The sequence below is a fragment of the Streptomyces sp. NTD91 genome (genome assembly GCF_059510455.1).
Genome location: NZ_JCAJZW010000032.1, coordinates 38,969 through 56,680, shown reverse-complemented (window position 1 = coordinate 56,680; position 17,712 = coordinate 38,969). Strand labels below are relative to the sequence as shown.

Annotated in this window: 13 protein-coding genes and 2 pseudogenes; 7 read left to right on the top strand and 8 right to left on the bottom strand. The window is 71.5% G+C overall.

The window, feature by feature from the left end; all coding sequences use genetic code 11:
- Positions 1-291: 291 nt before the first annotated feature.
- Complete coding sequence (locus AC5WRT_RS27650; RefSeq protein WP_496100702.1) at positions 292-1,479, bottom strand: ROK family protein; 1,188 nt, start codon at positions 1,477-1,479, stop codon at positions 292-294.
- A 178-nt stretch (positions 1,480-1,657) separates the two neighbouring features.
- Entirely contained in the window at positions 1,658-2,293 is a 636-nt protein-coding gene (locus tag AC5WRT_RS27645; protein WP_496096759.1) for a TetR/AcrR family transcriptional regulator, read from the bottom strand.
- Positions 2,294-2,382: 89 nt separating this feature from the next.
- On the opposite strand from AC5WRT_RS27645, the gene AC5WRT_RS27640 reads away from it, so the two are divergent.
- The gene (locus tag AC5WRT_RS27640; RefSeq protein WP_496096758.1) at positions 2,383-3,045 is read left to right on the top strand and encodes a class I SAM-dependent methyltransferase; all 663 of its coding nucleotides are present in this window, start codon (positions 2,383-2,385) and stop codon (positions 3,043-3,045) included.
- Between the two features lie 79 nt (positions 3,046-3,124).
- On the opposite strand, the gene AC5WRT_RS27635 is transcribed toward AC5WRT_RS27640, so the two are convergent.
- Positions 3,125-5,560 carry a SpoIIE family protein phosphatase gene (locus AC5WRT_RS27635; protein WP_496096757.1) on the bottom strand — a complete coding sequence of 812 codons (2,436 nt, stop codon included), beginning with the start codon at positions 5,558-5,560 and terminating at the stop codon, positions 3,125-3,127.
- A 165-nt stretch (positions 5,561-5,725) separates the two neighbouring features.
- Positions 5,726-5,941, bottom strand: coding sequence for a DUF4177 domain-containing protein (locus AC5WRT_RS27630; RefSeq protein WP_055703870.1), 216 nt, complete (start codon positions 5,939-5,941; stop codon positions 5,726-5,728).
- Between the two features lie 143 nt (positions 5,942-6,084).
- On the opposite strand from AC5WRT_RS27630, the gene AC5WRT_RS27625 reads away from it, so the two are divergent.
- Positions 6,085-6,768 carry a DUF6629 family protein gene (locus AC5WRT_RS27625; protein WP_496096794.1) on the top strand — a complete coding sequence of 228 codons (684 nt, stop codon included), beginning with the start codon at positions 6,085-6,087 and terminating at the stop codon, positions 6,766-6,768.
- A gap of 118 nt (positions 6,769-6,886) precedes the next feature.
- Here AC5WRT_RS27625 and AC5WRT_RS27620 read toward each other — a convergent pair.
- Together AC5WRT_RS27620 and AC5WRT_RS27615 are read right to left on the bottom strand one after the other, a co-directional pair.
- Positions 6,887-7,126 (bottom strand): annotated as a pseudogene (locus AC5WRT_RS27620) (helix-turn-helix domain-containing protein); the annotation flags it as partial.
- A 30-nt stretch (positions 7,127-7,156) separates the two neighbouring features.
- Positions 7,157-8,179: a LacI family DNA-binding transcriptional regulator gene (locus AC5WRT_RS27615; protein WP_496096756.1), complete on the bottom strand. Its 1,023-nt coding sequence runs from the start codon at positions 8,177-8,179 to the stop codon at positions 7,157-7,159.
- Between the two features lie 142 nt (positions 8,180-8,321).
- On the opposite strand from AC5WRT_RS27615, the gene AC5WRT_RS27610 reads away from it, so the two are divergent.
- From AC5WRT_RS27610 to AC5WRT_RS27590, 5 genes are all read left to right on the top strand, one after another.
- Positions 8,322-9,620, top strand: a complete 1,299-nt coding sequence (locus AC5WRT_RS27610; protein ID WP_496096755.1) for an ABC transporter substrate-binding protein — start codon at positions 8,322-8,324, stop codon at positions 9,618-9,620.
- Positions 9,621-9,628: 8 nt separating this feature from the next.
- Positions 9,629-10,585 carry a carbohydrate ABC transporter permease gene (locus AC5WRT_RS27605; protein ID WP_496096754.1) on the top strand — a complete coding sequence of 319 codons (957 nt, stop codon included), beginning with the start codon at positions 9,629-9,631 and terminating at the stop codon, positions 10,583-10,585.
- Positions 10,582-11,400, top strand: a complete 819-nt coding sequence (locus AC5WRT_RS27600) for a carbohydrate ABC transporter permease (RefSeq protein WP_496096753.1) — start codon at positions 10,582-10,584, stop codon at positions 11,398-11,400. Before AC5WRT_RS27605 ends, AC5WRT_RS27600 begins: the two co-directional genes overlap by 4 nt.
- Positions 11,397-13,802: a beta-xylosidase/alpha-l-arabinosidase gene (locus tag AC5WRT_RS27595; protein WP_496096752.1), complete on the top strand. Its 2,406-nt coding sequence runs from the start codon at positions 11,397-11,399 to the stop codon at positions 13,800-13,802. The genes AC5WRT_RS27600 and AC5WRT_RS27595 overlap by 4 nt, the downstream gene beginning before the upstream one ends.
- A 409-nt stretch (positions 13,803-14,211) precedes the next feature.
- Entirely contained in the window at positions 14,212-14,565 is a 354-nt protein-coding gene (locus AC5WRT_RS27590; RefSeq protein ID WP_496096751.1) for a hypothetical protein, read from the top strand.
- Positions 14,566-14,650: 85 nt separating this feature from the next.
- On the opposite strand, the gene AC5WRT_RS27585 is transcribed toward AC5WRT_RS27590, so the two are convergent.
- Together AC5WRT_RS27585 and AC5WRT_RS27580 are read right to left on the bottom strand one after the other, a co-directional pair.
- Positions 14,651-16,240 (bottom strand): MFS transporter, encoded by a 1,590-nt coding sequence (locus AC5WRT_RS27585; RefSeq protein WP_496096750.1) that lies wholly within the window; start codon positions 16,238-16,240, stop codon positions 14,651-14,653.
- 13 nt (positions 16,241-16,253) lie between these two features.
- Positions 16,254-17,614 (bottom strand): annotated as a pseudogene (locus AC5WRT_RS27580) (alpha/beta hydrolase).
- Positions 17,615-17,712 lie beyond the last annotated feature (98 nt).

Genomic DNA, 17,712 nt, shown 5'->3' with positions numbered 1-17,712 from the left:
GGGGGAGGCCCGGGAGGGTTCTGAACGGGGACCGCATGGGTCGCCTCCTGTGAGGGGGTGCGGGGTCGTGCGGTGGTACCCGGTGGGGACGGGCGTTCTTCCGTGCAGGTGGACGCGTGGTGAAGCCTCCGGCAGACGGACGTGGCGCCGGCCGCCTGTGTGTCGGACGGGCGGATCAGCTCTTTCGCGAGCCGATGAGGGGACGGGGCGGCGGCCCGGCGCCGGGCGGTCCCGGGAACGCCCTTCGGGGTGCGGGCGGTTCGGCGGCCCGCGCGCGGCGGCTCTTCCGCGTCATCGCTGCTCCTCCTGCATGCCCGATGCCATGAACGACTGGATGGCGGTGGCCGCGGCCCCGCGGGCCCATTCCTCGAAGGGCAGGGGACGTGTCACCACGTCGCAGTGTGCGGCGGTGTCGAAGGCGGACGCGGCGAACGCCTCCCGGATGCCGTCGGCGACCAGGTCGTAGGCGGCCAGGCCCTCGCCGGAGATGACCACCCGCTCGGGTCCGAGGATGTTGACCAGGAATCCGATGGCCTTGCCGACGGCCTCACCGGCTCGTGCGTAGATCCCTCTGACGGCGGGGTCCTCGCCGCGTGCCAGGTCCAGTGCCTCGGCCGCGTCGGCCACCGGCCTGCCCGTGACCGAGCGTACGGCGCGGAGGATCGCCGGGTCCGCCGCGATGGCCTCCACGCATCCCCGGTTGCCGCAGTGGCAGAGCGGGCCGCGCGGATCGAGCGAGAGATGCCCGATCTCACCGGCCACACCGTGGGCCCCCGACACGACCTGCCCGTGCACCACCAGGCCGCAGCCGATGCCGGCGCCCACGGTCACCAGGGCGAAGTCGCTGAGGCCGACGCCGGCGCCGAACCAGTGCTCGGCGACCGTGAGGGCCCGCACGTCGTTGTCGACCGTGACCGGCAGCCCGGTCGCGGTGGCGGCGATCTCGGCGAGTGGTACGTCCCGCCACTCCAGGAACGGCGAATAGCGCACCACACCCTCCGCCCGGTCCACATCGCCGGAGATCGCGATGCCCAGCCCGCGTACCCGCACGCCGAATCCGTCGGCCTCCGTGAGCAACTCCTGTACCAGCCCGGTGAGGACGGGGAGCACCGCCTCCGGCTCGCGGCCCGTGAGCCGTACGTGCCGGGAGAGCCGGATACGGCAGCACAGGTCGGCCAGTACGGCGATGATCTCGTCGCCCGTCACCTTGATCCCGATGAACAACGCCGTGCCCGCGTCCACCCACACCAGACTGGCCGGTCGCCCGACCGCGGGCCGCGCGCCCTCGTCCACGCCCTCGACCAGATAGCCGAGCTCCATCAGCGGACGGACCGCCTTGGTGACGGCGGCCGGAGAGAGCTTGGTGCGCCGTCCCACCTCGGCTCTGGTGAGCGGACCGTGGGAGAGCAGCGTGGTGAATACCAGGGAGGCCGCCGGCGTCATGGCCGGGGCCGCCTCGTGGGAGGGGGCCGAGCGCATGGCCGGAAACTTAGAGAGGTTCTTTTTTGGTGTCAATGAATAAAGCAGGATCTTTCCAAAGTTGACAGAAGGCAGTCAGAATCCTTGAAAAGCAAGGATGAATCAATGAATCATCGTCATAGCGAAGGAGGTGATGGTACTCAGTGTCCGCGCCGGGGCCGGTCGTCGACGGGTGCCCTCACTCGTCGGCCGGGGTGCCGGACGGCTGGGGCAGGAGGGACTGCAGGGCCAGCCGGGTCAGGTCCGCCTCGACGGTGTCGCGGTCCGGCACGACGGCGGCGCGGAAGGAGCGCCCGGCCAGGAGTGAGACGAGCCACCAGGCGGCGGAATGCGGCTCGACGTCGTCGCGCACGTCGCCGGCGGCCTGGCCGCGGCGGAGCAGGTCGGTGAGCGTGTCGGCGAGATGCCGGTGGACCTGGCGGAGCGCCTCGCCGAGGTCCGGGTCGTGAGCCAGGGCGGTGGCGTCGGCGAAGAGGAACCCGTGGGAGCCGGGCCGGTGGAAGTGCTCCATGTGGGCGGGGTCCAGGAACCCGGCCAGCACCTCGGGGACCGGACGGCCCGCGTCGGCCGCACGGTGCAGGAGTGCGGAGACCGCGTCGGTGGCATGGTCCAGGACCGCCCGGTACAGCGCGGACTTGGAGCCGAAGTTCTGGAAGACGACGGGCTCGGTGACGCCGACCCGTCGGGCGATGTCGGACACCTTGCCGCGCTGGTAGCCGGTCTCGGAGAAGACCTCGGTGGCAGCGGCGAGGATCGAGGCGCGGCGCTCCGCGGCGCTCAGGCGGGTGCGCGGACGGGGTCGGGGCTCGGTCACATCGATCATCGTATTCCCTCTTGCCGTTTTTCTTAGTCGGAACTAAGTTGGACGCGCACTTAGTCGTGACTAAGTTATGGAGGAGAGCCATGCCCCTCGGACACCTCATGCACGGCACACCACACGCGGACACGCCCGGCGTGACCATCGGGACCCCGCGGGCGTACGAACTCTTCGGCGCCGTATGCTTCGCCGGCCGCCGTGGCCGTGCCTTCTCCCGCCTCGCGCAGCTGAGCGGCGCCGCACCGGGCGACCGCGTCCTGGACGTGGGCTGCGGTACCGGCTTCCTGACCCGGTACATGGCCGCCCGCGTCGGTCCGGACGGCGCGGTGACCGGCGTGGACCCCTCACCGCCGGTCCTGGAGTACGCCCGCGGCAGGAGTCGGCGCCCGGACAGCGCGCGCTGCGACTACCAGGAGGGCGTCGCCGAAGCACTCGAGTTCCCGGACGCCGCCTTCGACACGGTCGTGACCAGCCTGATGCTGCACCACCTGCCGCAGGAGCTGCGGCCCACGGCCCTGCGGGAGATGCACCGCGTCCTGCGGCCCGGCGGGCGGTTGCTGGTCGCGGAGTTCCGTCCGCCGAAGAGCGGGATCGGTCGGCGTCTGGTGCACGGCGGGGCCGGTCCCGCCATGGCGCACCACCGGGTCGATCTGCTGGGCCCCCTGGTCACGGACGCCGGCTTCGAGCTGGTCGGGCACGGCGATGTGCGGCCATGGCTGTCGTACGTACAGGCGAAGCGGACGCGGTAGCGGCGGCCGGGCCGTTCGCCCCTCGCCGAAGGGGAGGTCTTCGGTGGGGAACGTCCTGCGCGGCATGCCGCCGGTTGGCTCAGCAGGGCGCGCCGCCCGGCACTTGCTGCTCCGCCCAGATGGTCTTGCCCGTGGCGGTGTAGCGCGTGCCCCAGCGCTGGGCGAGCTGTGCGACGAGGAAGAGGCCCCGCCCGCCTTCGTCGGTGGTGCGGGCGCGGCGCAGACGAGGTGAGGTGTTGCTGGCGTCCGACACCTCGCAGATCAGCGTCCGTTCGTGGATCAGGCGCAGGCCGATCGGTCCGCACGCGTGCGTGATGGCGTTCGTGATCAGCTCGCTGACGATCAGCTCGGTGGTGAAGGCGAGGTCCTCAAGTCCCCACGCGGCCAGTTGTCGGGCGGTGCTGTCACGTGCCTCGTGCACCGCCCATGGATCGGACGGCACCGCCCAGGAGGCCACTTGGTCGGGTGAGAGCGCGCGCGTCCGGGCGATGAGGAAGGCCACGTCGTCGTGCGGACGGTCCGGCAGGAGGATGCGGACCATCGTGTCGCAGATCTCCTCCAGCGGCCGGTCGGGGTGGGCCAGGGCGAAGCAGAGCCGTTCGAAGCCGACGTCGACATCGCGGTCCGAGGCCTCGATCAGACCGTCGGTGTAGAGGGCGACGACACTGCCCTCCTCCAGTTCCATCTCGGCCGACTCGAAGGGCAGTCCACCCAGTCCCAGCGGGGGACCGGCGGGGATGTCGGGCAGTTCGACCGGCTCGCTGAGGTGGGCGATGGCGGGAGTGGGGTGTCCGGCACGCGCCACATCGAGTCTCCGTGAGATCGGGTCGTAGACCGCGTAGACGCAGGTCGCGCCGATCACCATCGGCCCGTGCTCGGCCGCTTCCGCCTCGTCGGCCAGACGCAGGACGAGGTCGTCGACGCGGGCGAGAAGCTCGTCGGGCGGCAGGTCCATGTCGGCCAGTGTCTGTACGGCCGCGCGCAGCCGGCCCATGCTGGCCGCGGCGTGGATGCCGTGGCCGACCACGTCCCCGACGACCAGGGCTATGCGGGCGCCGGACAGCGGGATGACGTCGAACCAGTCGCCGCCCACACCGGCCTCGGGGTCGGCCGGCAGATAGCGGTAGGCGACCTCGACGGCGCAGTGGCCTGGCAGATCGGGGGGCAGGAGACTGGTCTGGAGGGCGAGGGCGGCGTTGTGCTCGCGGACGAACCGCCGGGCGTTGTCCACGCACACCGCCGCGCGCGCCACCAGCTCCTCCACCAGCAGCAGATCGTCCTCGTCGAAGGGGCCGGGGTTCTCCCAGCGCAGCAGCGTGACCACCCCCATCGTCACACCCCGGGCCCGGAGCGGCACCACCAGGTGACTGTGCACGCCAAGACCGATGATCTTGGACACGCGCTGCGGGTCGTCGGCCAGCCACCACGTCGTCGGGTCCAGCACCGGATCGAGGATCGGCCGGCCGGTGGTGAGGCACCGTCGCTGCGGGGACTTGGCCGGATACTCGGAGGGCCCCCCGATGGGAACGATCGCTTCCGGCAGCTCCTCGTGGATCGACATGTGCGCGGCCCGCTGGAGAGGGCCGCCGGTGACGGGTCCCGGGGTGAGGTCCCGGGCCGCGAGGACGCCCTGGAAGAGGTCGATGGCCGCGAAGTCGGCGAGCTGCGGCACCAGCACCTCGGTGAGTTCCTGCACCGTGCGGTCGAGGTCCAGGGTCGTGCCGATGCGCTGCGCGGCCTCGTTGACGAGGGCGAGCCGCTGGCGTGCCCGGTCCTGGGCGGTGAAGTCCACGGCGGTGTGGCACACGCCGAGCGTCTTGCCGTCGAGGTCCTTCAGCGGGAAGGAGGAGCGGAGCCTGAGGTGGCTCTGCGCGTTGCGCCGGGATCTGCCGTGCGGGGGCGGCACGTGCTCCACGGTCGGCGTGTCCCGCCCCGAGATCAGCGCCTGGCGTGCCTGCCAGTCCACGGCCGAGGGCACTTGTTCCGGACCCGAGGACCCCGCCGTATGTGGGACTGCGAGGTCGGCGGGCAGCCCCTCCATGGCGGCCAGCACCTGGTTCACCCACTGGAAGCGCAGCTCACCGTCGAGAACGGCGATGCCGATCGGCGACTCCTCCAGCAGGCCGCGCTTCACCGCCTGGTCGAGTGCCCACCGGCGTGCGTCGGAGGCGTCGCATGCCACGGCGAGCCAGCCGGAGCCGTGCTCGGCGCTCAGCGGACACACCCGCAGGGCCAGTTCGACGGGGTGGCCCCCGCGGTGACGTGCGGTGATCAGCCCCTCCCAGCCCTCTCCGAGCCGCTGGGCCGCGGCGAGTACGGAGGCGGGTGAGCGCTCGCCGGTGAGCAGGGACGCAGCCGGCTGCCCCAGCACTCCGGACGCCGGATACCCGAGGAGTTCTTCCGCCTTCCGGCTCCAGTAGCGGATCAGGCCGTGTACGTCCACGAGGGCGACGGCGGCAGCCGTGATGCCGAACGGATCGCCCCCGCGGTTGCCGGCCAGGTCCCTGAGATCCATCGCGTCGACCGTGTCCGCAGGCGGGATTCCTGCCACCACAGTCTCACATGGACCAGGGCGTGTCTTCGAGCAGAACGCCCGGTCCGGTGCGCAGACCGCGGGGCGTCCGTGGCTGCGCGTTGTCCCGGCACGGGGGCGTCACGAGTCCGGCCGGCCGAGCGGACGTCACTGTCGCGGGCGCTCGAAGGTGAGCAGCAGTCCCTCGACGGCTCCGGGTCCTATACGGCCCTTGACGTCGGCGGAGGTGATGGCCTTCAGGCCCCAGCCGTCCTCCGCGTGCTTGTTGAGGACCTTCTCCAGCTTGTCGCTGTCCAGGGCGTCGCCGATCAGCGACTCCCGGAAGGTGACGACCTTGTACTCGTACGCGTAGCCGCTGCTCATGGTGCGGAGTCCTCCTGACTGCCGGGCCGGGTGGTGGCCCGAGGGCCGGGGCAAGTCAATCATCATCGGAGCCCGTGGCAGAAGGACGTACCGTGGTCGGCGACAGAGCCGGAAGGCCCGTGGCGGACCCCTGGGTGGCGTGGATGTGCTGGAGTGCGACGGCCGATCTCGTGGCGGGCAGCGCGATCGCGGCGGTCGGGACGGCATGCGTGGCGCTGGTGCGCAGCGTCCGTGAACTGCCGCTGGCGGCATTGCCGTTGCTGCTGGGTGCCCACCAGATCGTGGAGTCGGTGGTCTGGCGCTCGGGCGGAGGCAGCGGCCCCGCGACCCTCGCCTGGGCCGTCATCGCGCTGCCGGTGGCGGCGGCCTGGGTCCCGACGGGCGTGATGTGTGTGGCCCCGCCGCACGCCCGGCCGCGGCTGGTACTCCCGCTCGCCGCGGGGGCGGTGACGGCCGTACTGCTGGCCCACGGCCTCGCCGGCGACCCGGTGACGGCCGAGATCCGCGGGCACACCGTCGGATACGCCCTGCACGTCACGCCCGTCGTGCCGCTCGTCGTCGGCTATCTGCTGGCCACGGTGGGCTCCTTGCTGCTGTCCGGCGACCGGCGGCTGTTCGTGCTGGGCATCCTGGTCTCCGCGGGCGCTGCGGTGTGCTGGACGCTGTGGCGACTGGAGTTCGTGTCGACCTGGTGTGCGCTCGCGGCGCTGTGTTCGGTGGTGCTGTTCTGGTGGGTGCGCGGACGCCGGATGTCCGCCGGGGGGCCGTCCGGTCGGTGGTGGGCACGGCGCGCCATGTCCGACGGGCGCCTGAAGGGCGCTGGTTGAGATTCGCAGGGCCCGGACAGGGGCCGTCGGGGCTTGCCGGCCTCCTGCATGACGGACAGGTCCTGTGCGGGAGCGGGCAGTCATGGGCCGCATCGGTGCTGTGCGGGGGAACCGAGGCAGGAGTCTGGCGCGGGCTCTGGTGCGGGCGGCCGGAGCGATCGCGCATCCCGGCCTCGCCCAGCTGCCGGTAGCGGCTCGCCCAGCGGTCTGCGGTGGTGCGGCCGACCTGGAAGCGTTCCGCGGCTCTCCGCAGGGGCCGCCCGCCGTCCACGACACACCGGGCCAGGCGCACCCTGCCGGGCGTCGCGGACCCGGGCTGATCCGAACGGAACCCCTGGCACCGTTCATCCTGAAGGATCGGATATTCGAACCGAGACTTTCGCGAGCGTCAGTCTCCCGCGGGCGGGGCGGTGCTCTGCCGGACGACCAGGTGGGTGGCCAGCTCGATCCGCGAGGCGGACTTCTTGGCGTCCTTGGGTTGCAGAAGCATACGGGCCGCTTCCTCGGCCATGCGCTGGAGCGGCTGCTGGACGGTGGTCAGCGGCGGGCTCGACCACTGGGCCGGCGGCACGTCGTCGTACCCGACCACCGACAGCTCTCCGGGCACGCTGAGCCCCAGCACCCGTGCCGCCTCAAGGACGCCGAGGGCCTGCAGGTCGCTGCCGGCGAAGACCGCCGTGGGCCGGTCCGGGCGCCTCAACAGGTCGAGCGCGTGCTCGAAGCCGCCCTGGACGTGAAAGTCGCCGAAACGTATCAGCTGAGGGTCCGCGTCGATTCCGGCCATCGCCAGCGCCGAGCGGTAGCCGTCCAGGCGGGCCAGCGAGCACATCAGGTCCTCGGGGCCGGTGATGATCGCGACGCGCCGGTGGCCCCGGTCCGTGAGGTGCCGTGTGGCGGCCAGCCCGCCGGCCCAGTTGGCCGAGCCGACGGAAGGGACGTCGGGGTCGGGGTCACCGGCCGGGTCCACGATGACGAACGGAATGGCCCGGGAGACGAGTCGCCGCTTCACGTCTTCGGGAAGGGTGGAGAAGACCAGGAGCACACCGAGCGGCCGGCGGCGCAGCACGCCCTCGATCCACTCGGGTCCGGGAGCCTGCCGGGTCCCGCTCTCCGTGAGCGCGACGGTCGCGTTGTGCTGTTTGGCGACGTTCTCCACGCCCCGGATGAGCTCCATGGCCCAGACGCTCTCCAGCTCGTGGAAGACGATCTCGATGAGCGGCGTGGGCGGCGCACCCAGGGTGCGCCGCCGGTAGCCGTGGACCTCCAGCAGACGCTCGATCTTGGCTCGGGTCGCAGACGACACATCCGAACGTCCGTTGAGCACCTTCGAAACTGTCGGAAGTGAGACGCCGGCTTCTCTGGCCACGGTCGCCAGCGTGACTCTGCGGGCCACCTGGTCTTCTTCGTGCATGGCCGCAGCATAGGCCATGCGCCACCGATAACGGTTTGGCCGCGTGGGTGCACGACCGTTGACCGATTCTCGTCTGGGCGCCTACTGTCCAGCCGCAGTACTTTCGGCGAGGATGCCGAAATTTTCGGAAGGCGGATGATCAATGCGTGTACGGATGTCCCGGGTGCTCGTCTGTGCCACGGCACTCGCTCTCTCGGCGAGTCTCGCGGCCTGCGGGAACAGCGGCGGGGGAGGTTCCGCGAGCGACGGCAAGATCCATGTGCTCGTCTACGGGGACGCCAGCAACAAGGTGGAGAAGCAGATCGTCGACACCTTCAACAAGACCTCGGACGTCAAGGCCGTCCTCGACACCATCCCCGGCGCCGACTACCAGCAGAAGCTGCAGACGATCATCAGCACTCCGAAGGCGCCCGACATCTTCTTCAACTGGGGTGGCGGCAGCATCCAGCCGTTCGTCAAGGCCGGGCTGCTGATGCCGCTGGACGACTTCGTCAAGAAGGACCCCGACCTGAACGACAAGTTCCTGCCCGCCGTCTTCAACAGCGCCGTCGTCGACGGCCACCCCTACGGCGTCCCCATGCGCGGCACCCAGCCGGTCCTGCTGTTCAACAACAAGAACGTGCTCGACAAGGCGGGCGTCAAGCCGCCCCAGACCTGGGACGAGCTGCTCGCCGTGGTGAAGAAGCTGAAGTCCGCCGGTGTCACACCGATCGCCCTCGGCGGTGGCGACCAGTGGCCGACCCTGATGTGGTTCGAGTACGTCTACGACCGTGTCGCCGGACCGGACCTCTTCCAGAAGGCCCTTGCCGGGGACAAGGAGGCGTGGGCCAGCGCGGACAGCAAGAAGGCGCTCGGCATGCTCAAGCAGCTGGTGGACGCCGGGGCCTTCGGCAAGAACTACGACTCGGTGAAGTACACCAACGGCGCCTCGCCCGCGCTCGTGGCCTCCGGCAAGGCCGGCTTCGAGCTGATGGGTTCCTGGTACTACGCACAGCAGCAGCAGGACGCGAAGGCGTTCGCGGCCAAGGGGCTGGGCTACAGCGCGTTCCCGACCATCCAGGGCGGCAAGGGTGACAACTCGGACGTCGTCGGCAACACCAACAACTTCTACTCGGTGCTGAAGCGGACCAGGCACCCCGAGGCCGTCGCCAGGTTCCTGAAGCTCATGTACTCGGACGAGTTCGTCAAGGCCCAGCTGTCCATCGGCAACCTGCCGACGACGACGAACACCCCGAAGTTCCTCGGCCAGTCGGCGAGCCCTGCGTACTCGCGCTTCCAGTACGACCTCGTCGCCAAGGCCAAGTCCTTCCAGCTGTCCTGGGACCAGGCCTACCCGCCGGCGGCCATGACGCCCATCCACCAGGCCGTCCAGCAGTTCTTCGACGGACAGATCGACGCGGACGGCTTCATCAAGGCCATGCAGGCCCTTCCTGCCAAGTGAAACCCCTCATGAGCACACAGACCACCAGTGCTCCGCCCGCCGCCGCGGCCCCCAAGGGGGCCGGGCGCCGGCCGGAAGACACCCGCGCCGCCCGCGGCACGCGCCCCACCTTCCTGTGGGCGCTGCCCGCGACCGTCTTCTTCACCCTCTTCGCCATCGTCCCGCTCGTCGTGGTGGCGGTGCTGTCCTTCATGAGCTGGAACGGCCTGGGGTCCCCCGAGTTCGTCGGCCTGGACAACTGGAACCGCATCCTCGACGACCCGGTGATGATCAAGAGCATCTGGCTCACCCTCCTGCTCACCACACTGGGCGTGGTCCTGCAGACACCGCTGAGCATCGTGCTCGGTGTGTGGGCCGCCGGCCACCAGCGCAACCGCGCGGTGCTGTCGGCGATCTACTTCGTCCCGCTGCTGCTGTCCTCCACCGCGGTGTCGGTGCTCTGGCGGGCGCTGCTCGACCCGAACTTCGGCATTCCCGCACGGATGACCTGGCTGTTCGGGGACGGCAATCTGTTCGGCAAGCAGGCCACCGCCATCGGGGTGCTGGCCTTCGTCAGCACCTGGCAGTTCACCCCGTTCCACACGCTGATCTATCAGGGCGCCGCCCGCGCCGTGCCGCAGGTGCTCTACCAGGCGGCCGAGATCGACGGTGCGGGACGCTACCGCCAGTTCTTCCACATCACCCTGCCCCAGCTGCGCAACTCGATGATCACCTCGATGATTCTCATGGTCGTCGGCGGGCTCACCACGTTCGAGACGGTGCTCATCCTGACCCAGGGCGGCCCCGGCAGCGACACCACGATCAGCGCCTACTACATGTACCAGAAGGCCTTCCAGGGCTTCGACTTCGGCGCGGGCTCGGCCATCGCGCTCTGCCTGGTCGTCGCGGCCACGATCATCTCGCTGGTCGTCGTCCGCGTCTCCGGCTACGACAAGATGCGCAGTGACATGGAGGGTGTCTCATGAGGCGACGCCCCAACTACCTGGCCGGAGCGGGCTCGATCGTCTGGCTCGTCCTCGTGGGCCTGCCGCTGTACGTGATGCTCGCGGCGACCCTGCGCACCCGGCAGGACTACGCCAAGAACGGACCCCTGTCCTTCCCGCACGACTTCACGTCGCACAACTACACGTCGGCCTTCGACTCGGGCTTCGGCCGGTACTTCCTCAACACCATCATCGTCACCGTCTGCGTCGTCGGTGTGGTGCTGCTGCTCGTGCCGCCGCTGGCCTACGCGATCGTCCGCAGCCGCAGCCGGGTCACCTCGCAGATCTTCCGGCTCTTCCTGCTGGGCCTGGCCATCCCCGCCCAGGCGGTCATCGTCCCGATGTTCTACCTGATCAGCGAAGCGGGCCTGTACGACAACCTCCTGGGCGTCATCCTGCCCACCGCCGCGTTCTGCCTGCCGATGTCGGCCCTGATCCTCAGCGGCGCCATGCGCGACATCTCCCCGGAGCTGTTCGAGGCCATGACGGTGGACGGAGCGACTCCGCGGCGGATGTTCTTCCAGCTGGTCGTCCCGCTCTCGCGCGGCGGCCTGTCCACCATCGTCGTGTTCTCCGCGCTCCAGGCCTGGAACGGCTTCCTGTTCCCCCTCGTCCTGACCCAGTCCGACTCCACCAAGGTGATCACCCTGGGTCTGTACAACTTCCAGACCGAACACGGCATCGACATCCCCGGCCTGCTGGGAGCCGTGATGCTGTCGATGGTGCCCGTCCTGCTCGTCTACCTGTTCGCCCGCAGGGCCCTCGTCCAGGGTCTGATGGGCGTGGGAGGAAAGTGACCGCCAACGTGGCCGTAGAGACCACCCCCGAAGCCCCTCTCTGGAACGACCCCACCCAGGACATCGCCGTCCGAGTGTCCGCACTGATCGACGCGATGACCCTGGACGAGAAGATCGCCCAGCTGTACGGCGTGTGGGTCGGTGCCTCCGCCGAGGGCGGCGAAGTCGCCCCCCACCAGCACGACATGGAGGAGGCCGTCGCCCTCGACGCCCTTCTGCCCGCCGGTCTGGGACAGCTGACCCGCCCGTTCGGCACGGCACCCGTCGACCCCGCGCTCGGCGCGCTGTCCCTTGCGCGCACCCAGAAGCGGATCACCGCGGCGAACCGCTTCGGCATCCCCGCCCTGGCACACGAGGAGTGCCTGGCCGGATTCGCCACCTGGGGCGCCACGGCCTACCCCGTGCCCCTGTCCTGGGGTGCCACCTTCGACCCCGGACTGATCCGCCGGATGGCCGCCGCCATCGGCCGCGACATGTGGTCCGTCGGCGTCCACCAGGGCCTCGCACCCGTCCTCGACGTGGTCCGCGACGCACGCTGGGGACGCGTCGAGGAAGCCATCGGAGAGGACCCGTACCTGGTCGGCACCATCGGCACCGCCTACGTACAGGGCCTGCAGTCCACCGGCGTCGTCGCCACCCTCAAGCACTTCGCCGGCTACTCCGCCTCCCGCGCCGGACGCAACCTCGCGCCCGTCGGCATGGGCCCGCGCGAGCGGGCGGACGTCATCCTGCCGCCCTTCGAGATGGCGCTGCGCGAGGGCGGAGCCGACTCCGTCATGCAGGCCTACACCGACACCGACGGGATGCCCTCGGCGGCCGACGAGGGCCTGCTCACCGGGCTGCTGCGCGACACCTGGGGCTTCGACGGCACGGTCGTCGCGGACTACTTCGGCATCGCCTTCCTCAAGACCCTGCACGGCCTCGCGGGTGACTGGGCCGAGGCCGCGGGCACGGCCCTGCGCGCGGGTGTCGACGTGGAACTGCCCACCGTGAAGGCCTTCGGCGCGCCCCTCGCGGAGGCTGTCGCGGCGGGCCGGGTGCCCGAGGCGCTCATCGACCGTGCGCTGCGCCGGGTGCTCACCCAGAAGGCCCGGCTCGGTCTGCTCGACGCCGACTGGGACCCCGTCCCGGCCGCGCTCGCGGGAGCCGACCCGGACGCCCCGGAGACGCTGCGCGGCACCATCGACCTGGACTCGCCGGCCAACCGAGAACTGGCCCGGACCGTCGCCGAGGAAGCCGTCGTGCTCCTGGCCAACGACGGCACCCTGCCCCTGGACCGGCCGCGCCGCATCGCCCTGGTCGGCCCCAACGCGACCGAGGCCACGGCCGTACTGGGCTGTTACTCCTTCCCCCAGCACGTCGGCGTGCACCACCCGGAGACGCCGGTCGGCGTCGACCTGCCGACGCTGTACGACGCCCTCCGGCGCGAGTTCCCCGACGCGGAGTTCACCGTCGTACGCGGCACCGGTGTCGACGACGGCGATCTCTCCGGCATCGACGAGGCCGTCCGCGCCGCGCGCGGGGCGGACGTCGTCGTCGCGGCCCTGGGAGACCGCGCGGGCCTCTTCGGCCGCGGCACCAGCGGCGAAGGCTGCGACAGCGAATCGCTGACCCTGCCGGGAGCCCAGCAGCAGCTGCTGGACGCTCTGCTCGACAGCGGCACGCCGGTCGTCGCGGTCCTGCTCACCGGGCGGCCCTACGCCCTCGGCCGCGCCGTGGACGAGGCGGCCGCCCTCGTGCAGTCCTTCTTCCCCGGCGCCGAAGGCACCCCTGCGATCGCCGGCGTGCTGAGCGGTCGCACCAACCCGTCCGGGCGGCTCCCCGTCAGTGTGCCGCGCGGCTCCGGTGCCCAGCCCTCCACCTACCTCGGCGCCCGGCTCGCGCAAGCCAGCGATGTCTCCAACATCGACCCCACAGCGGCCTTCGCCTTCGGTCACGGCTTGTCCTACACGTCCTTCGACTGGGGCGAGCTGACGGTCGACCAGGCGGAGACGGGCACCGGTGGCGAGTTCTCCCTCGCCTTCACCGTCCGCAACACCGGGGAACGGCACGGCACCGAGGTCGTGCAGCTCTATCTGCACGACCCCGTGGCCTCCGTCGTCCAGCCCGTGCAGCGCCTCGTCGGCTACACCCGGGTTCCGCTGGCCCCCGGTGAGAGCCGCCGTCTGCGGGTGACCGTGCCGGCCGACCTCGCCTCCTTCACGGGCCGTGACGGACGGCGGGTGGTCGAACCGGGCGAACTGCACCTGCGTCTGGCGGCCTCCAGCGCCGATGCCCGTCTGACGGCGACCGTCACCCTGACCGGCCCGGAACGCCACGTGGACCACACCCGGCGGTTCCACGCGCGCTTCGAGCCGGAGACCGGGCAGCAGTCCGAGCCGGAGACGCGAGCCGCCGGCTGAGCCACCGGTTCTCCTGCCACGAACGGCCGTTTCCTCTGGAAGTCGACAGGGGGGAGCGGCCATTCGTACGTCCGGCGCCCCGGTCGGCGGAACGCGAAAGCCCCCCGGCCAAAGAACGCGGAGGGTTTCCGGCAGCAGACCGAAGGCCCGCAGTCGCGTGCTGTCGGCGCTCAGCGTCGGCGGAGGTGTCCCCGTTCCAGCTGCTCAGAGCCCTGCCCCGCCCTTGCGGGGCGGCGGACGCGGCGAACCCGCGCCCCGTGCGCGGAGCGCGGCGGACGCGTCGATCCGGTCCGTGCGTCCGATCATGACGGACGGCACCGACGACGGCGTTCGCCGACCTTGGGCCGTCGGATCTGCCGTGACGGGCGGCCGCAGCCCCGGCGAACGGATCTGTGGCAGGATCGGCAGGGTGTCCGTCACCGACAAGCTGCAGATCAAGCCCGGCCGGAGCGTCGCGGTCCTGGGCGGGCCCGACGACCTCTACCTGGAGGCCGAGGCCGCTCACGACCCGGCCTCGGCCGACGCGGTCCTCGCCTTCGTCACCACCTCGGGCGATCTTCAAGGCCCGGACGCGCAGGCGGCGCTCGCCGCCGCGCGACGGGATGCCCTCGCCTGGGTGGCCTACCCGAAGGGTGGAGAGCTCGGCACCGATCTGAACCGCGACAGCCTGGTCGCCGCGCTCTCGGAGCGGGGCGTGCGGCCCGTGCGGCAGATCGCCATCGACGACACCTGGTCGGCGCTCCGGTTCCGCCCCGCCCACTGAGCTCCGGTCGTTTTGGGCACCCGCCGCGAGAGGCCGGTGCCGACGCGCTGCCGACGTGACGACGCCGAGCAGCCGCGAGCACGACTCACCCCGTCGCCAGGGCGGTCCGCTCGGTCCCCTCCTCCGTCGGCGCCCCGCTCTCCTCCGCCGCACGCCCCCGCAGCGCCGTCACCGCCAGCAGGGCCGAGAACAGGGCGGCCGAACCGCACACCACGAAGCCGATCGAGTAGCCGTGGCCGAGGGCGTCGAGGGCGTAGGCGCGGGCCGCGCCCGGCGGGGAGACGGCGGGGACGGAGTTGAGGGAGAGGGGGCCGCCTTCCTTCAGCACCTCGTGCGCCGCCGCCCGCGACCCGGCGTTCAGGGACGACGAGGTGGCCAATGAGGACGTCACCCGGGAGGCCGCCTGGCTCAGCGCGACCGCGCCGATGACGGCGGGCCCGAGCGTGAAGCCGAAGTCGCGCAGCAGGTTGGTCGCCGCGCTCGCCATGCCGGCCAGCGGCAGCGGCACGGTGTTGACGGCGGTCGCGGTGATGGACGACACCGTGAAGGCGAAGCCGACGCCGACCAGTCCGAGCGGCAGGATCAGCGAAGTGAGGTTCCGGTCGCCGACGTCGAGCCCGGCGGCCAGGAAGTCGCCTGCGGCGATCAGCGCGAGACCGGTGGTGAGCAGCGCCCGCGCGGGCAGCCGGTGCAGAAGCCGGGAGGTCAGCGGGGTGAGGACCGGGGTGATGCCGTTGAGCAGCAGGAACGCGAAGGCGGTGCGCATCGGGCTCTGGTGCTGGATGGGGCCGAGCCTGATGCTCGCCGCGTAGGCCGTGCCCAGGAAGCTGAACATGCCCACGACCGCGACGACCGACGCGATCGCGAAGGAGCGGTTGCGGAACAGGTCCAGGCGCAGGAGGGGCGAGCGGGCCCGGCTCTCCGCGGCCACGAACAGGCCCACGAACACCGCGGCGATCACGAACGCGACGACCACGGGGCCCGAACCCCAGCCGTCCGTAGGCCCCTGGATGACGGCGTACAACAGGGAGAACAGTCCCACTCCGATGGTGATCTGACCGCCGACGTCGAGTGAACGTCCCTCGGGGGAGCGGGAGTTGGTGGCAAGCCAGAGACTGACCAGGGCGCTGACCGCGGCCAGCACGGCCACCACCACGAACGCCGACCGCCAGGAGCCGTAGGTGCCCGTGATGCCGCCGAGCAGCGGGGCGAGGAATCCGCCCGCGGACAGGCTGGAGGCCCATACGGCGATGGCGCGGGCGCGCTGCGGACCGGTGTGCGTGCCGGCCGCGATCATGGCGAGCGAGGTGGGGAAGAGCGCGGCGGCGCCGAGGCCGGCCAGGGCCTGCCCCACCCACAGCTGATGGATGCCGATGGCGCCTGCGGCGACGGCCTCGCCCGCACACAGCAGCCCCGCGCCGCCGACGAGGAGCTGCTTGCGGCCGAAGAGGTCCCCGAGCACCCCGAAGGAGAGTTCGAGGACGGCGACGGGCAGCAGGAACGCGTCGGAGATCCAGGTGAGTTGGGAGCCGACGGGGTGGAGGTGCTCCTGGAACAGTCCGTTCAGGGTGGCCGGTATGGCAAGTCCGATCTGCGCGAGGCAGACGGCGAGACAGCCGGCGACGAGCGTGCCGAGGGGGAGAGAACCGCGCGGGGCGGCGGATGTGTCGGACATGAGAGTTCCTGGGTCAGGGGTGGATGGGGGGCGCCGGCCGGTCGCGGCCGACCGTCAGGCGTGCGGGGTGGTACGGGACGTATGCCGCCCCGTCCAGGCCCAGGGCGGTGGCGGAACGCTGGAGCGAGGCCGGGGCCGCGGCGTCGTCCCAGTGGCCGGTGGTGACGCGGTGGTCGAGCGCGTGCAGGGCTGCCACGGTCTCGGTGAACGTGCAGTGGCCCTGCCGCTCGACGTGGGCCTGCCGCAGCAGCGCGCCGTCCCCGGCCGTGCGCACCCGGTCGCCGAACCGCCGCTCCTGCTCGGCCGGGACGAGGCCGTCGGCGACCGTGTGCACATCCAGCAGCGGTAGTTCGAGTCCCTGACCGGCGGAGGAGGTGCGCTGCGCGGTACGTACGGCGGCGGGGTCGGCGGTGATCGAGGCGCCCCGGGTGAGGGACGCCAGGTCGGCTCGCAGGTCGAGGCCGGCCGCCCGGTACAGCGCGCGAACCTGCGGGGCGTGCACGGAACCGGCGAGCAGGTGACCGTAGTCGACCCCCGGTTCCAGGAGGTGTTGCCTCCGGCGGACTGCTCGACGGCGTACCGGCCGCCCTCGACGAAGGACAGGATGCCCTGTGCGAACCACGCGTACTGCTGCTCCTCCTGGCCCGCCCGGTCGGTCGGGGCGGGCCGGTCCTTTCCGGGCGCCCAGGCAGGCAGGTTGAGGAAGGCGGCGGCCAGGGCGATCCGGGCGCGGCCCTGCACGGTGGCCTGGGCGGCGGTGACCGCGTCGGTGAGCTGCCCGGCGGTGGTGGCAGCGGCGTCGGCGGAGCCGAAGCGGACCAGGCCGGGGTCCTGCCCGGGCAGGAGCAGCCGGGCGATGGTGTACTCGGCGTCGAGTTGGTAGTTGTCCAGGTCGGTGCCGCCCGCGACCAGGCCGCACAGTCCGAGCGCGCCGTCGACGCGGCCGGCGCCGTCGCGGGCGATCTGCGCGTTGACGGGCCCGCCCATGGACTGGCCGACGGCCAGGGTGCGCCGTGGTGTGCCGATCTTCGCGGTGACGGCGCCGAGCGTGCCGAACTGGTCGCGTTCGGCGCTGTTCAGGGCCCACATGGAGCCATGGGGGGCGTACGCCGACCCAGCCGTCGCATAGCCCTCGGCGAGCAGTTCGGTGCGTACGGCGTCGGAGGGTGCGTCCTGGGGGACGGTGGGGCCGAAGCCGTGGCTGAACAGCAGCAGGGTGCCGTTCCAGCGGGTGGCGCCGTCGGGCAGGGTTCCGGTGAGGCGGGCGGCGTCCGCCGGGTCCGCCTGGGCGGCCGGTGCGGGGAGGGTGGCGAGGGCGGCCAGGGCGACGCGCAGGCGGGTGCGGGGAGTTCGGGCGCGGGTGCTCGCGGGCATGGAGGTGGCTCCTCGAGGCGGATGCGGAGCGGAGACCTGGCAGATGCTCAGTGCACTGAGTGAAGGTGGGGAGGAATGTAGGGCTCATTTCTTGCGGC

What these genes read in the sequence shown, in the direction of transcription:
- AC5WRT_RS27635 (WP_496096757.1), bottom strand. Translation starts at nt 5,560, where the DNA reads ATGGATCTCAGGGACCTGGCCGGCAACCGCGGGGGCGATCCGTTCGGC.
- AC5WRT_RS27630 (WP_055703870.1), bottom strand. Translation starts at nt 5,941, where the DNA reads ATGAGCAGCGGCTACGCGTACGAGTACAAGGTCGTCACCTTCCGGGAG.
- AC5WRT_RS27605 (WP_496096754.1), top strand. Translation starts at nt 9,629, where the DNA reads ATGAGCACACAGACCACCAGTGCTCCGCCCGCCGCCGCGGCCCCCAAG.
- AC5WRT_RS27585 (WP_496096750.1), bottom strand. Translation starts at nt 16,240, where the DNA reads ATGTCCGACACATCCGCCGCCCCGCGCGGTTCTCTCCCCCTCGGCACG.
- AC5WRT_RS27650 (WP_496100702.1), bottom strand. Translation starts at nt 1,479, where the DNA reads ATGCGCTCGGCCCCCTCCCACGAGGCGGCCCCGGCCATGACGCCGGCG.
- AC5WRT_RS27640 (WP_496096758.1), top strand. Translation starts at nt 2,383, where the DNA reads ATGCCCCTCGGACACCTCATGCACGGCACACCACACGCGGACACGCCC.
- AC5WRT_RS27600 (WP_496096753.1), top strand. Translation starts at nt 10,582, where the DNA reads ATGAGGCGACGCCCCAACTACCTGGCCGGAGCGGGCTCGATCGTCTGG.
- AC5WRT_RS27610 (WP_496096755.1), top strand. Translation starts at nt 8,322, where the DNA reads ATGCGTGTACGGATGTCCCGGGTGCTCGTCTGTGCCACGGCACTCGCT.
- AC5WRT_RS27615 (WP_496096756.1), bottom strand. Translation starts at nt 8,179, where the DNA reads ATGCACGAAGAAGACCAGGTGGCCCGCAGAGTCACGCTGGCGACCGTG.
- AC5WRT_RS27625 (WP_496096794.1), top strand. Translation starts at nt 6,085, where the DNA reads ATGTGCTGGAGTGCGACGGCCGATCTCGTGGCGGGCAGCGCGATCGCG.